Source organism: Pseudomonas sp. LFS074 (assembly GCF_047978165.1).
Taxonomy (GTDB): domain Bacteria; phylum Pseudomonadota; class Gammaproteobacteria; order Pseudomonadales; family Pseudomonadaceae; genus Aquipseudomonas; species Aquipseudomonas putida_P.
In genome coordinates this window covers 977,501-990,938 of sequence record NZ_JBFPFV010000002.1, presented here as the reverse complement: position 1 = coordinate 990,938, position 13,438 = coordinate 977,501, and the positions used below count along the sequence as shown (strand labels likewise).

Annotated in this window: 14 protein-coding genes; 10 read left to right on the top strand and 4 right to left on the bottom strand. The window is 62.0% G+C overall.

Annotation, left to right across the window (positions count from 1 at the left end; all coding sequences use genetic code 11):
- Positions 1-10: 10 nt before the first annotated feature.
- From ACNQP3_RS22720 to ACNQP3_RS22690, 7 genes are all read left to right on the top strand, one after another.
- On the top strand, positions 11-706 hold the full coding sequence (locus ACNQP3_RS22720; protein ID WP_012273833.1) for a M949_RS01915 family surface polysaccharide biosynthesis protein: 696 nt from the start codon (positions 11-13) through the stop codon (positions 704-706).
- A 63-nt stretch (positions 707-769) separates the two neighbouring features.
- Positions 770-1,099, top strand: coding sequence for a hypothetical protein (locus ACNQP3_RS22715; protein WP_012273832.1), 330 nt, complete (start codon positions 770-772; stop codon positions 1,097-1,099).
- A 66-nt stretch (positions 1,100-1,165) separates the two neighbouring features.
- Complete coding sequence (locus ACNQP3_RS22710) at positions 1,166-1,327, top strand: hypothetical protein (RefSeq protein ID WP_264316487.1); 162 nt, start codon at positions 1,166-1,168, stop codon at positions 1,325-1,327.
- 136 nt (positions 1,328-1,463) lie between these two features.
- The gene (gene ccoM / locus ACNQP3_RS22705) at positions 1,464-1,580 is read left to right on the top strand and encodes a cytochrome c oxidase subunit CcoM (RefSeq protein ID WP_012273831.1); all 117 of its coding nucleotides are present in this window, start codon (positions 1,464-1,466) and stop codon (positions 1,578-1,580) included.
- 216 nt (positions 1,581-1,796) lie between these two features.
- The gene (locus tag ACNQP3_RS22700; RefSeq protein ID WP_264316486.1) at positions 1,797-3,785 is read left to right on the top strand and encodes an FUSC family protein; all 1,989 of its coding nucleotides are present in this window, start codon (positions 1,797-1,799) and stop codon (positions 3,783-3,785) included.
- Entirely contained in the window at positions 3,772-3,978 is a 207-nt protein-coding gene (locus tag ACNQP3_RS22695; protein ID WP_012273829.1) for a DUF1656 domain-containing protein, read from the top strand. The genes ACNQP3_RS22700 and ACNQP3_RS22695 overlap by 14 nt, the downstream gene beginning before the upstream one ends.
- A 12-nt stretch (positions 3,979-3,990) precedes the next feature.
- Positions 3,991-4,857, top strand: a complete 867-nt coding sequence (locus ACNQP3_RS22690) for an HlyD family secretion protein (RefSeq protein WP_060493565.1) — start codon at positions 3,991-3,993, stop codon at positions 4,855-4,857.
- A gap of 41 nt (positions 4,858-4,898) precedes the next feature.
- Here the strand turns inward: ACNQP3_RS22690 and ACNQP3_RS22685 are convergent, their stop codons facing one another.
- Entirely contained in the window at positions 4,899-5,657 is a 759-nt protein-coding gene (locus tag ACNQP3_RS22685; RefSeq protein ID WP_012273827.1) for an SDR family NAD(P)-dependent oxidoreductase, read from the bottom strand.
- 113 nt (positions 5,658-5,770) lie between these two features.
- On the opposite strand from ACNQP3_RS22685, the gene ACNQP3_RS22680 reads away from it, so the two are divergent.
- Both ACNQP3_RS22680 and ACNQP3_RS22675 read left to right on the top strand, forming a co-directional pair.
- A complete protein-coding gene (locus ACNQP3_RS22680) occupies positions 5,771-6,685 on the top strand; it encodes a LysR family transcriptional regulator (RefSeq protein WP_041166778.1) in 915 nt (304 codons plus the stop codon).
- Between the two features lie 119 nt (positions 6,686-6,804).
- Entirely contained in the window at positions 6,805-7,134 is a 330-nt protein-coding gene (locus ACNQP3_RS22675) for a DUF2025 family protein (protein WP_012273825.1), read from the top strand.
- A 19-nt stretch (positions 7,135-7,153) separates the two neighbouring features.
- On the opposite strand, the gene ACNQP3_RS22670 is transcribed toward ACNQP3_RS22675, so the two are convergent.
- Positions 7,154-9,739 carry an EAL domain-containing protein gene (locus ACNQP3_RS22670; protein WP_060493562.1) on the bottom strand — a complete coding sequence of 862 codons (2,586 nt, stop codon included), beginning with the start codon at positions 9,737-9,739 and terminating at the stop codon, positions 7,154-7,156.
- Positions 9,740-9,790: 51 nt separating this feature from the next.
- Complete coding sequence (locus ACNQP3_RS22665) at positions 9,791-10,864, bottom strand: diguanylate cyclase (protein WP_041166777.1); 1,074 nt, start codon at positions 10,862-10,864, stop codon at positions 9,791-9,793.
- Between the two features lie 129 nt (positions 10,865-10,993).
- Here ACNQP3_RS22665 and ACNQP3_RS22660 point away from each other — a divergent pair, with 129 nt between their 5' ends.
- Complete coding sequence (locus ACNQP3_RS22660; protein ID WP_012273822.1) at positions 10,994-12,085, top strand: MBL fold metallo-hydrolase; 1,092 nt, start codon at positions 10,994-10,996, stop codon at positions 12,083-12,085.
- A 3-nt stretch (positions 12,086-12,088) separates the two neighbouring features.
- Here ACNQP3_RS22660 and ACNQP3_RS22655 read toward each other — a convergent pair whose 3' ends face one another.
- Entirely contained in the window at positions 12,089-12,985 is an 897-nt protein-coding gene (locus ACNQP3_RS22655; protein WP_060493561.1) for a formate/nitrite transporter family protein, read from the bottom strand.
- Between the last annotated feature and the right edge of the window lie 453 nt (positions 12,986-13,438).

Here is a 13,438-nt window from a genome sequence, read left to right as displayed (position 1 = left end):
TCGCATCAACATGTCTGCCAAGCATCGCTGGATCAGCGCTTCGATGGCCGTGGGCAGCCTGCTGCTGCTGAGCGCCTGCGAGCAGAAAAACTTCGAGACCTTGCCCCCCATTCCGATGGAGCAGCTTGAGGTACTCGGCGTACAGACGCCGATCAAGAGCGTGCATTTTCGTGATCGCGACGGCGAAGGCCTACTGGTGTTGAGCCGCAGCGATGGCCAGGCCAGCGACCCGGAAAGCGAACAGGAAGTGGACAAGGTGGTGCTCAAGGCCACCTTGTACGGGCGCACGGCTGAGAGTGACGCCTTCAAGGCGCGTTGGCAGATCGAGCAGGAAACCACGTGCCCGGGGCTGGACCTGGACGTGGACTTCTACAATGACGTCAGTGACGTCAGCGACCTGAACAAGGATGGTGTAGCCGAGGTGACCGTGGCCAGCCATGCCTTCTGCGGTGGCGGTATCGACCCGCACGACATCGCCATCGAGATGCGCGAAGGGCAGGCCAGCTACACCATTACCGGCCAGTCGCTGATCACCCCGGCGGGCGAGGACCCCGTCGGTGGCGAGCGCGAGGACAGCGCCTCGCTGAAAAACGCGCCGCAAGTATTGCGTGATCATATGGACGCGGTCTGGCAGCAGGTTTACAAGCGGCCTTGGAGCGAAGCCAGCCCGCCAGGCGACGATGAGCCTGACGACGAAGCCGAGTAAATGTTGCCCACAACATCAAGGTAAACCCACGCCTGCCGATACATGGGGCATAGGAGAACGTCCATGCTGCCGCCGATCATCCCGCTCAGTGCTGCCCCGGTGACCTCGCAACAGGACCCGGTCAAGCCAACCCCCGACATCAAGCCTGTGGTGCCGGCCCAGCCTGCGTCCGGTGAAAGTGCCATCGACCTCAAGCAGCAGCGCGACCCGCAGGAGCAGGCACTGTTGCTGCGTGACGAGCAGCGTCGCCAGCAGCAACGTCGGCAAAAGGGTGATCAGCAGCGGTACAACGCCTTACCGGGTGACGAGGTCAACGCCGACAACACCGTGCCAGTGGCGCCATTGATGGGCGAGCATGTACGGCAGGGGTTGCTGGTGGACATCGAAGTCTGACGCAGGGCTGGTCAGCGCCTGCCGCTGGCTTCATCATGCAATTCTCAGTTGATCGTCGAGCCACCCATGAGCCAAGACAACCTCATCGATTTCGATGCCGAACGCACCAAGCGCGTCCACGACCTCAAGGAAAAACGCCTGAACGAGATGCGCAACGCATTCGAGCAGGCCCTGCCGTTGAGCACCAGCAAGAAAAAGAAGCCCAAGGGCAAGCCCAAGAAGCGCTGAAACTTGACGCAGGTCAACCCTGCACCCGCCTCGCGTGCCCGGCCCCGGGCACCATTGACCCCGATCAATTTTCCCAGTCCCCACATTGGTTAACTTGCCCTCCATCGGACAACGGCAAACGAATGGGGAGGCCAGCATGTTCTTCGACAACGTGGTTATCGCCGGTGTGGTAACGGTCGGGTTGATGTTCGCTTTCTTTGCCGGTCTGGGCATTTTCATCTGGAAGGACTCGAAAAAGCGCAAGCCGCGCTGACCTTCCGGGTATACGAGCACGCAAGGCATTTAGGGCGACTTCGGTCGCCCATTTTTTTGCCTGCAATTTTTGTGTTGCCTGTGCGCGAAAGGGTCGGCATAGGTTGACTGAGATGGGTTGCTTAGATGATTAGCTAGCTAATTAATCGTTTCCGCTTTATCCTGCTCACCATTGTCTATCGTTTCAGTAAGACCATTCCCCCGCAAGGTCCGCCTCGTGCCCATCACCCTTCAGGCCCTGTTCGCCCCCAGCAGCCTCGCCCTCAAGTTCGCCATCAAGACTTTGCTCGGTGGTGGCCTGGCGTTGTGGCTGGCGATGCGTTGGGGCCTGGAGCAACCCGCTTGGGCGCTGATGACGGCTTTCATCGTCGCCCAGCCGCTATCGGGCATGGTGGTTCAGAAAGGCCTGGCGCGGTTTGCGGGTACCTTGGTCGGCACCGTCATGTCGGTAGTGTTAATTGGCCTGTTCGCGCAGACACCTGGCCTGTTTCTGCTTAGCCTGGCCTTGTGGCTGGCGCTTTGTACCGCCGCGTCCACCCAGTTGCGCAGCGCCTGGGCCTACGCCTTCGTGTTGGCCGGCTACACCGCGGCGATCATTGCCTTGCCGGCAATCGACCACCCGCTGCAGGTATTCGACCAGGCCGTGGCCCGTTGCACCGAGATTTGCCTGGGCATTTTCTGCGCTACAGCCAGCAGTGCCTTGCTCTGGCCCATGCGGGTCGAGCAGCAACTGGGCGGGCAAGCACGGCAGGCTTTGCAGAACGGCCTGCAAGCCGCCAGCGCCATGCTGGGCGGTGAGGACGAGGCGCGTAAAGGCCTGCTGGACAGCCTGGGGCGCATCGTTGCCATCGACAGTCAACGTGAGCATGCCTGGTTCGAGGGCAACCGCGGGCGCCAGCGTGCCCGTGCCATTCGCGGCCTTAGCCAGAAGCTGATGGTGCTGTTGCGCATCTCCCGTTCGGTGCGCCGCCAGTGGCGGCAACTGGATGAGCGGGAGGCCGGGCGTCTGGCGCCCAGGTTGGAGGAGGTGCGCACGCTGCTGGGCAAACCCGATCAGCCCAGCCTGTTGCTGTTACGCCAGCGCATTTGGGATGCCGCTCACAATGAGCAGATCAGCCCGTCGGAACACTTCTGCCTGGCGCGCATGGCCCTGCTGCTGGATTACGCCATGGCTGCCAGCCAGGCGCTGGAGGATGTGGAGGCTGGCAGGGCACCCAAGGATGTGTCCCAGGGCCTGGCTGCACACCGTGATTGGTCGCTGGCCTTGCTGTTCGGTTCGCGTAGCGCGCTGGCCTTTCTGGTCATGAGCGGCTTCTGGCTGGCCACGGCCTGGCCTTCGGCGCCGGGTGGCCTGGTGCTGACCTGTGTGGTCTGCAGCCTGTTCGCCAGCCGCGAGAATGGTGCGCAAATTGGCCTGAGCTTTCTGCGGGGGATCTTTTTGGCGATACCTGCGGCGTTTTTGGTCGGGCAGATCTTGCTCCCGCAATGGAGCAGCTTCGCCATGCTCTGCCTGGGTATGGGTGTGCCGCTGTTTCTGGGCGCATTGGGTATGGCCCACCCACGTACCGGGGCCACCGCCACCTCCTACTGCCTGCACTTCATTGTGCTGGTGTCGCCGCTTAACGCCATGCAGTTCGGCGTGGCGACCCTGCTGAACAGTGCCCTGGCGATGCTGGTGGGGGTATCGGCGGCGGTCATGGCCTTTCGTTTATTGGTGTTTCGCCACCCGGCCTGGCTGGGGCGGCGCTTGCGCGCGGCAACCCAAAGCGACTTGGTGCGCCTTACCCGGCGCGATTTGCGCGGGGCCGACAGCTGGTTTGGCGGGCGCATGGCCGACCGCCTGATGCAACTGGCGCGGCATGCCAGCGAATTACCGGAAGACCAGCGCAAACGCTGGGATGATGGCCTGCACGGGCTGGATATCGGCGACGAACTGGTGCACCTGCGCATGTGTCTGGCTGTCGCCCAGGCCCCCTTGGGGCTAGCCGAGCGTGAGTACCTGCAACAAGTGGAGGCAGTGCTGGCCAAAGGGCCGGCTGCCGGGCGTGGTCAGCGCCTGGATACTGCCAGTGAACAGTTCCTTGCTGCGTTGCGCCGCCTGCCTGCCAGCGACCCGCTACGGCTGGCCGAGGGGGCGGTGCTGCAGTTGCAGAAAAGCTGGGGCAAGTGGTGTCGCTGGCAGGAGGAAACCCATGGGGTTGCGTGAGTGGGAAGTGGGCGGCGTGCTGCTCAGCCCGTTTCTGCTTTATGTGTTGTTGGCGCTGCTGCTCACCGGCCTGCTGCGCCTGGTGGTGCAGGCTACACCGTTGGGGCGCTGGATCTGGCACGAAGCGCTGTTCGACGCGGCGCTGTTCGTTTGTGTGTTGTTCCTGGTGGTGCGCCTGCTGGGAGCGTTATAAAGGAGTGTTTCGATGCGTGCGGCCGTACGTACTCTGGTAACCCTGTGTGTGGTGGCTTTGGCCGTGTTGGCCGGCTACCAGCTGTGGCAGTACTACATGCTTACCCCATGGACCCGCGATGCCCGGGTGCGTGCCGATGTGGTGGTAATCGCACCTGATGTGTCCGGCTGGGTGCGCGAACTCAAAGTGCATGACAACCAGCAGGTCAAGGCCGGCGACCTGTTGATGAGTATCGACCGTGAGCGTTTCCAGGCCGCTTTCGACCAGGCCAGCGCCGTGACTGAAACTCGCGCCCAGCAACTGCGCTTGCGCGAGCGAGAGGCAGCCAGGCGAACTGCCCTGGGGCCCGAGGCGATCAGTGCCGAGTTGCGTGAAAACGCCCAGATCAATGCCGCCATCGCGCGTGGCGAGCTACACGAGGCTGAGGCGCAGTTGCAGGTGGCCAAGATCAACCTGGCGCGCAGTGAAGTGCGGGCACCGCGCAGCGGGCATATCACCAACCTGCGTCTGGCCGAAGGCAACTACGTGAACACCGGGCAAGCGGTGATGGCCCTGGTGGATGATTCAACTTTTTACATCCAGGCCTATTTCGAGGAAACCAAGCTGCCGCGCATTGGCGTAGGGGACTCGGTGAAAGTTTGGCTGATGGGCGCGGGCGAACCGATGCAGGGGCATGTAGAGAGCATCAGCCGCGGCATCACCGACCGCAACAGCAACCCGGACAGCCAGTTGCTGCCGGAGGTGGAACCCACTTTCAACTGGGTGCGGCTGGCCCAGCGGATACCGGTGAGGATTCGCCTGGATCAGGTGCCGGAAGGGGTGACCCTGAGTGCGGGGATGACCGCGAGTGTGCAAGTGCGTGAGGATCAGGATCGCTAGTGAAGGCCCTGGGGCCGCAAAGCGGCCCCAAGATGCCGAACTCAGAGAAACATCCCGCCCGATACCTCCAGCCGCTGCCCGGTAATCCAGCCATTGCCGTCTTCCAGCAGCAGCGCAATCGCTGCCCCGATATCATCCGGCAACCCCACCCGCCCCAATGCCGTGTTGCCAGCGATGTACTCATTCACCTGCGGGTTGTCCCGCACTACGCCGCCACCAAAATCGGTCTCGATCGCACCCGGCGCCAGAATGTTCACGCGAATGCCTCGCGCGCCCAGTTCCTTGGCCTGGTAGCGGGTCAGCACCTCCATTGCGCCTTTCATCGCGGCATAGGCGGCATACCCCGGCAACGCAAAGCGCGCCAGGCCGGTGGAAATGTTGACGATGCGGCCATTGTCCGCCAGTAGCGGTAGCAGGCGCTGGGTGAGGAAAAACGGCCCTTTGAGCTGAATGTTCAACAACTGGTCGAATTGCGCCTCGGTGGTTTCGATGTACGGCACGTTCAACCCAATCCCTGCATTGTTCACCAGAAAGTCGAAACGCTCGCGGCCAAAGTGTTGTTGCAGGGTCGTGCCCAGGCGCTCGGCGAAACCGGCAAAGCTGCTGCTGTCGCTGACGTCCAGTTGCAGCATGGCCGCTTTGACTCCGGCCTGCTCCAGCCGGGCCGCCACGGCGTGCGCTTCATCTGCCTTGCTGTTGTAGGTGCCGATGACATCGATGCCGCGTGCGGCCAGGTGCTCGGCAGCGTTGCGGCCGAGGCCGCGACTGGCGCCGGTGATCAGGGCAATTTTGCGGATCATGGTGAAAACCTCATGGTGGGTGAATGAGGACAGGTTATTGGTCGGTATGGCGCTGTTAAATCCTGAAAATATGGAAATACTGTTCGCTTTAACCGAATAGTAGGGGCCACGTGGTGAACAAGCTGGAGTTGTTGCGCACCTTTGTGCGGGTAAGCGAGGTCAGCAGTTTCACCCAGGCTGCCGAGAGCCTGGGGTTGCCACGTTCGACCGTATCGGAGCAGGTGAGGGCACTTGAGCGCTTGCTGGGCACGCAGTTGTTCAACCGAACCACACGCCGGGTGCAGGCAACCCAGGATGGCGCCTTGCTGTACGAGCGTAGCAAGGACCTGCTGTCGGGCATGGACGAGATCGAGAGCCTGTTCAGTGCCGATGATGCCGAGCTGGCCGGGCGCCTGCGCATCGATCTGCCAACCATGATGGCGCGCCGGGTCATCATTCCGGCGCTACCGCAGTTTCTGCAGCGCTTCCCGAGACTGGAAGTGGAACTCAGTTGCACCGATCGCCAGGTCGATCTGCTGCGCGAAGGGTTTGATTGCGTGATGCGCATTGGCGCATTGCAGGATCTGGATGTAGTGGCACGGCCGGTTGGGCAACTGAGCATGCGCAACTGTGCCAGCCCCGCCTACCTGGCTCGCTATGGTGTCCCGCGTACTCTGCAGGACCTGGCCGATCACCAGCTGGTGCATTATGTGCGCACCCTGGGTGCGCGCAGCGCCGGCTTCGAATACCTGCAAGGCGGTGAGTTGCAATTTCAGGCCATGGCCGGTGTGGTGACGGTCAACAATGCCGAAGCCTACTCGGCGGCCTGCCTGGCCGGGTTGGGGTTGATTCAGGTGCCTGCGGTGGGGGTGGCCGAGCACCTGCAGCGAGGCGAACTTGTTTCGCTGCTGGAAGACTGGCAGGCGCCGGCCATGCCGGTGTCGCTGCTGTATGCCCGGCAACGGCATGTGCCACGCCGGGTACAGGCGTTCATGCAGTGGCTGGGTGAAGTGCTGCACACCCAGGTCGATGCAGTGGTCAGTGATTGAGCAAAGCCATGGCGCATGGAAGGCCACTTGCGTTAGGCTGCCCTCTGCGAGTTGCCCGGCAGAGGCGACCCATTCCCGCCAGGCGTGCGTATCTTCCGATTTCATTGCGAGGTTACGTCATGGCCATTACTTCCCAGGATATCTGCAACGCCGCCGACCAGCTCAAGGGCTTTGTCGGTTTTCACGACAAGCGCGGCGTTCATATCGTGCGTTTCTCCGAGGACTCGTTCGGCATGGACGTGGCCGATGCCAGTATTACCCCCTGCAGCGAGTTCGTCTGGCGGCCCGAGCAAGGGCAGCGTATGGCGCTATGCCGCGAACGGCTGGCGCTGTTGCTGGAGCAGCATGTGGATGACCGCTTGAATATCGGCGAGCCGCTGCGCGCCTACCTGCGCCGGGGCGACCTGCCGGAAATCGTCGCTGAGCGCAGCCTGCAGCAGCCCGTGTAGGAGCAGCCTTGCGCGGCTGCTACAAGGGCTGTGCTGTGTTTTTGGATGTTTGCTGCAGCAGCGCCTGCAGCCCTGCACTGTCCAACGGGCGGCTCATGTAGTAGCCCTGCACTTCATGGCAGCGGTCCTTTTCCAGCGCCTTGAGCTGCTGTTCGCTCTCTACACCCTCGGCTGTCACTGTCAGCCCCATCGCTTCACCGAGATTGATGATGGCCTGGACCACGGCGCGGTCGCTCCCGCCGTTGTTGTTCAGGCCGCTGATGAAGCGCTTGTCGATCTTGATGCTGTCGAACGGGTAGGTACGCAGGTAGCCCAGCGACGAATAGCCCGTACCGAAATCGTCCATGTTCAGGCGCACGCCCAACTCTTTGAGCGACAGCATGGTGCCCAGCGCGCCCTCGATGTCGTTGAGCATCACGTTCTCGGTAATTTCCAGCTCCAGACGCTGGGCCGGGAAGGCGGTGTCCAGCAATATCTCGCGCACGTCGGCCACCACATCGCTGCGCAGGAACTGCGCAGGCGACAGGTTCACCGAAACCAGAACATCGTTGGGCCAGTCATGGGCGGTACGGCAGGCTTCGCGCAGTACCCAGCGGCCCAGCGCAACGATGATGTCGCTCTGCTCGGCCAGCGGGATGAAGGTATCCGGCCCCAGCAACCCTTCCTGTGGGTGCTGCCAGCGCAGCAACGCTTCGACTCCGACGATGCGCAGGTCGCCGAGGCGGTAGCGCGGCTGGTAATGCAACACGAACTCCTGATTGCGCAAAGCCCGGCGCAGGTCGTTCTCCAACTGGCGGCGGTACTGGATTTGCTGGTTCATTTCGGCAGCGAAGTAGCGCCAGGTGTTCTTGCCGTCGGCCTTGGCCTGGTACAGGGCAATGTCGGCGCAGCGAATCAGCTCGCCGGCATCGAAGCCTTGAGTGCGGGTCTGGGCAACGCCAATACTGGCGCCAATGTGCAACTGCTGGCCGTCGAAGATGATGGGTTGCTGCAGCAGGCCAATCAGCCGCGCACAGAAGCGGTCGATTTCGCTACGGTTGTCCATGCCGCCGAGTACCAGGATGAACTCGTCGCCGCCCAGGCGCGCGACCAGGTCGCCATCGCGGGTGGTGTCGCGCAGGCGCGTTGCCACTTCTTGTAGCACGGCATCGCCAGCGGCATGGCCGAGCGAGTCGTTGATCGGCTTGAAGTTGTCCAGGTCCAGCAGCAGCAGGGTGAGCGGCGGTGAGTCATTGCCGCGAAGCAGTGCCTGTTCCAGGTGCCTGGCCAGCTTGTTGCGGTTGGCCAGCCCGGTCAGTGGGTCGTGCAGCGACAGGTGCTGGATGCGCGCGTGGGCGTCGACTTCGTCGGTTATATCGCTGGCCGTTCCTCGAAAGCCAAGCGCCTTGCCGTCGTGCCAGATGGCGCGGGCGGAAATCCGGCAATAACGGTTTTGGCCATTCGGGTCTCGGTAGGTGCACCGCAGGTTGGCCAACTGCTGCGGGTCGGCGGTAGTCAATACGTCCAGCCAGGGCGACAACGGTGTGGTATCGCAGGCCAGCAGCTGGTTGAGCGGGTGGCCCAGCCAGTCGTCTACCGGGTAGCCGGTGACGTTGGCAAAGCGTTGCGACAGGTAGGTCAGGCGTTGTTGCCGGTCGGTTTCCCAGATCCAGTCGGATGCCGACTCGGCTACCGCGCGAAAACGTTGCTCGCTGGCCTCCAGTGCCTGGTTGCTCTGTTGCAGGTGGAGCAGGGTCAGGCCGACTGCTCGTGAGCTGCGCAAGGCATGGCGGCACAGGTACAGCATGACCAAGCCGAGTATCAGCAGCACGCTCAACAGAGCTGGCAATACTGCCCACAAGAGTTGGTGCCCAGGCAGCGGGCTGCTCCAGGACAGGTGATAGCCGGTGTCGCCCAGGTCGATACGCAGGTGGCCATGCTGCTGTTTATCTTCCTTCTCCACGTGCATGCCCGTCAGGCCGGCACCTTTGCCCAGCTGCGCCAGTTTTTCTTCGGTAAGCTGGTCGACGAACAGCATCACTGGCGCCTGGCTCACCTCGCTGTCGGTGACGTCGCGGTCAGGGCGCACGGCCGCTGCACTGAGTACGGCCGGCCAGCCATTGAACAACACGAAGTGGGTGACCTGCTCGCGCGCAATTGCCGCCGCACGGGCCTGGTCAATGATCGGCTGGAGCGGTGCGTCTATATACGTGTTGGCGCCGGCCTGGCTGGGCTGGCCTTTGAACAAGGCATAGGTGGTACGGTCGTCTTCCAGCACAAACACCCCTTCGTAGCCGCTGGCGCTGTACAGCGACTCACCTACATTTTTTTCTTCGTAGGCCCAGTGCCAGTCGACATCACCTGCCAGGTGCTCGAAGGCTGCATCCCATACGGCATAGCTGGACAGAAACTGGCGCGAGGCGAGCAACCGTTGTTCCAGCGCCTGGGTTGCATGGAAGGCGCTGCGTTGGCGCTCCTGCTGGTCGAGCGTGGTCGCGATATTGAACAGAGCTCCGAGAATGACCAGGCAGGCCAGGCCGAACACTGTGCTGAAACCGGCAATCAGGTGGCGCACCTGAAAGCGTGGTGTAGGGCTGGCGGGTGGAAGGTTGGCGGTCCTGGCCATGCGCGAGCGGCTCCTTCAGGCAACCTCCCGCCAGGCAGTCAGGAAGGAGGTTCAATCAGGATAGGCCAGCTTGAGCGCGGCAGCGTCAGCGCGGGCAAAATTGACTTGATCGCGGCCAGCGTGCTTGGCGGTGTACAGCGCCTTGTCCGCCTGTTCGAGCCAGTGCTCCGGGGACTCCAGGCCGGCCTCGAATGGTGACAGGCCGATACTCAGGCTGATGCGCAAGTGGGGTAGCTGTGGGTTGCGGTAGCTGGAAACCTGCTCGCGCAGGCGCTCCATGGCATGACAGGCCTGGGCTTCGCTGGTATCGGGCAGGATCACGCAGAACTCGTCGCCGCCGTAACGCCCGGCTTGGTCGCCTTCGCGCAGGTTGCGCCGCAGCTCGACGCTGAGCTGGCGCAAGACACAGTCGCCGACCACATGGCCGAAGGTGTCGTTGATGGTCTTGAAGTGGTCGATGTCGATCAGGGCAATCACCGCGTGCCCCTGTTGCTGCTTGCAGGCCTGGAACTTGAGCAGCAGCAGGTCTTTCCAGGCGCCGTGGTTGAGCAGCCCGGTCAGGCTGTCGGTGAGGCTCAGTGCGCTCAGCCGGCGCTTGTGGTCGCCCAGCTTGATCGCCAGCTGGTAGCACACCCAGCCCAAGGCCAGCGGGTAAAGCGTGAGCATTGGCAGGCAGGCATAGACCTGCAGGGGGGTGGCGGTCAGTTGCAAGCCGGGGCCGAGCAGCAGAAGGGCGACAAGCATGCCAGCCAGCTGCGCCAGCACCCCGCGAAAGACCATGCGTTTGCCGCCGGCGGCGACGTTGTTCATGGTCATCATCGACAGCACGGTCACGCTGGGCAGCGGGTTGAAGTGCATGGCGGCGGTCCAGAACCCGCCCATTAGCGAATCCAGCAGCAAATTGCGTTGTTCTGCCTGGTACGGCGCTGCCGAGCGGGCAGCCCACAGGTAGGCGATGTGTGGCCACAACAGCCCATTGAACAGTACCAGCAGCCATGCCCAGGTGGGTGGCGACAGCGGCGCAATGGCCGCCATGACACTGAACAGGCCGATGCCCAGGCCGATGACACGCGGCAGGTAGATGCGCTTGACGAAAGAAAGGCCTTTGCCGCTGCGGTTGTCCATCATGGTCATGTTCTTCTGCCGGGGTGCCGTTTATCGCATAACTTGCATGAATATTGTTGAACAGTGTTTCATCGGCGAAAAATGACCTTACAAGCCATTTCACGGTTGATCCGATCACTGTGGGGTAACATGAAGGCTTTCCTGTTGCTCGGAGTACTGCTGATGGTTCCTTTGGCCAACCCCGCCGGCGAGCCGGCGCCACAGCGGGACGGACGTTTTCACAACCAGGCATTGTTGCCGCAGGAAGGTGTACTGAAAAAGTTGCGCATTGGGCTAAAGTACCTGTTCTTGCGCAAACCGCCAGAAACCCGGCCAGCCACGCCGATCAGCCTGCAGCCCATGACCCGCCAGCAAGTGCTCGACGCCCCTGACCACAGCTTGTGGCGCCTGGGCCATTCCACGGTATTGCTCAAATTGCGTGGGCGTTTCTTCATTACCGACCCGGTCTTCGCCGAGCGGGCCTCTCCCGTGCAGTGGGCCGGCCCGTTGCGCTTCCATGCGCCACCGCTGGGGCTGGACCAGCTGCCGCCGCTGGCGGCGGTAGTGTTGTCGCACGACCACTTCGACCACCTTGATGAGCAGGCGATTCGCCAGTTGGCGCCGCGCACCGGGGTGTTCCTGGCGCCATTGGGTGTGGGCGACCGCTTGATCAACTGGGGCGTGGAGCCGGCGAAGGTGCGGCAACTGGACTGGTGGCAGGAGAGCGAAGTGGATGGCGTACGTTTCGTCGCCACCCCGGCACAGCATTTTTCCGGGCGCGGCTTGCTGGACAGTAACCGGACCTTGTGGGCGTCGTGGGTGATTGTCGATGAGGATGTGCGGGTGTTCTTCAGTGGCGATACTGGGTACTTCGAGGGGTTCAAGCAGATTGGCGAGCGCTTCGGGCCGTTTGACCTGACCCTGATAGAGACCGGTGCCTACAACGTGGCCTGGCCCGCTGTGCACATGCAGCCGGAGCAGAGCCTGCAGGCCCACCTGGATTTGCGCGGCCGCTGGATGCTACCGATTCACAACGGCACTTTCGACCTGTCCATCCATGGCTGGCAGGAGCCTTTCGAGCGTATTGTTGCGTTGGCCAATGAGGCTCAGGTGCGCCTGAGCACACCGCAGATGGGGGAACGGGTCAGCCTGGGCTCACCGCATGCCGGGCAGAACTGGTGGCAGCCGCGGCCCGCGCGCCAGCGGGGCCAAGGGCATGAGCGAACCGTAGCGGCGCGCTGAGTATCATTTGTGCTCGTCCCTGCGGGGCGAGGGCTGAGCCTGGTCGTCGTCCAGGAGTCGCGAGGGCGGCTTGCCGCTGTCACTGCGCACTTGGGCATGGCTGATCAGGGCGAAGATGAAGCTGCCGCCGATGATGTTGCCCGCCAGCGTCGGCAGGGCAAAATCCAGCCAGAAGCTTCGCCAGGTTTCATCCCCAGCCCAGACCAGGTAGGACACTTCGACCGAGCCCACTACTATATGAGTGAAATCGCCAAGGGCCATCAGGTAGGTAATCATCAGGATGATCCAGATCTTGGCGTGTTCCATCGACGGGATCATCCAGACCATTGTGGCGATCATCCAGCCCGAGACGATGCCCTTGGCGAACATCTGGCTGATATCGTTCTTCATTACCTTGCGGCCGACCTCCAAGAAGGCGACATCGGTCTTGCTGTCGAAGATCGGCAGTTCCAGCATCACCCAGGCCACCAGCAGGGTGCCGGCCAGATTGCCAAGCAACACCACGCCCCATAGACGAAGCAGGCGCCCGAAGTTGGCCAGAGTAGGGGAGGTCATGACGGGGAGCACGGCAGTGAGCGTGTTTTCGGTAAACAGTTGCTGGCGGGCCAGGATCACGGCAAGAAAGCCCGTGCTATAGCCGATGCTGGCGATTACCTGGGCACCGTCGCCTTCTGGCAGGCGGGCGTAGAACAGCCCCATGGCCATCAGTGACAGCCCCATGGAAAGGCCGGCGGCCAGTGCCGACCACCACAGCGCGGCCAGGGTGCGCTCCAGTTCCTGGTCACCTTGGCTGCGAATGATCTCATGCAGCACTGCCGCCCTTGGCGGCTGGTTGTGGCTGACCTCCTGTTCTTCGTCTGCAGACAGGCCGGGGGTTTTCTCGCTCTGCGCATCGCTCATGGCCGCTACGCTCCGTGGGGGTGTTTCTTTACAGATCCACGACGCTTTCATTAGTTGCCGAGTAGCGGCAAAACGGTGATGGAAAGTTTTTTCAGAACAAGGTGTTGACTCTGATTTTAAAGCGCGTATTATTCGCCTCCTCGCAGCGACAAACGCTTCGGGGCAAGCGGTAAGTTGTTGAAGTTGTTAGCTTTCGAAAGAAAGCGGTGGTAAAAAACTTCAAAATAAACGCTTGACAGGCTCTGAGGAAAGCGTAGAATGCGCGCCTCGGTTGAGACGAAAAGCTCTTAACCAAACGCTCTTTAACAAATTGAATCAAGCAATTCGTGTGGGTGCTTGTGAGTACGGACTGATAGTCAAAAAGATTATCAGCATCACAAGTGGCCATGCGAGAAATCACATAGTCATTTGAGATTGCTGAGCCAAGTTTAGGGTTTCTTAAAAACCCAAGCA

Coding starts and splice junctions, on each gene's coding strand:
- ACNQP3_RS22695 (WP_012273829.1), top strand. CDS start 3,772: ATGGGGTTGCGTGAGTGGGAAGTGGGCGGCGTGCTGCTCAGCCCGTTT.
- ACNQP3_RS22670 (WP_060493562.1), bottom strand. CDS start 9,739: ATGGCCAGGACCGCCAACCTTCCACCCGCCAGCCCTACACCACGCTTT.
- ACNQP3_RS22720 (WP_012273833.1), top strand. CDS start 11: ATGTCTGCCAAGCATCGCTGGATCAGCGCTTCGATGGCCGTGGGCAGC.
- ACNQP3_RS22655 (WP_060493561.1), bottom strand. CDS start 12,985: ATGAGCGATGCGCAGAGCGAGAAAACCCCCGGCCTGTCTGCAGACGAA.
- ACNQP3_RS22715 (WP_012273832.1), top strand. CDS start 770: ATGCTGCCGCCGATCATCCCGCTCAGTGCTGCCCCGGTGACCTCGCAA.
- ccoM (WP_012273831.1), top strand. CDS start 1,464: ATGTTCTTCGACAACGTGGTTATCGCCGGTGTGGTAACGGTCGGGTTG.
- ACNQP3_RS22710 (WP_264316487.1), top strand. CDS start 1,166: ATGAGCCAAGACAACCTCATCGATTTCGATGCCGAACGCACCAAGCGC.
- ACNQP3_RS22665 (WP_041166777.1), bottom strand. CDS start 10,864: ATGGACAACCGCAGCGGCAAAGGCCTTTCTTTCGTCAAGCGCATCTAC.
- ACNQP3_RS22660 (WP_012273822.1), top strand. CDS start 10,994: ATGAAGGCTTTCCTGTTGCTCGGAGTACTGCTGATGGTTCCTTTGGCC.
- ACNQP3_RS22675 (WP_012273825.1), top strand. CDS start 6,805: ATGGCCATTACTTCCCAGGATATCTGCAACGCCGCCGACCAGCTCAAG.
- ACNQP3_RS22690 (WP_060493565.1), top strand. CDS start 3,991: ATGCGTGCGGCCGTACGTACTCTGGTAACCCTGTGTGTGGTGGCTTTG.
- ACNQP3_RS22685 (WP_012273827.1), bottom strand. CDS start 5,657: ATGATCCGCAAAATTGCCCTGATCACCGGCGCCAGTCGCGGCCTCGGC.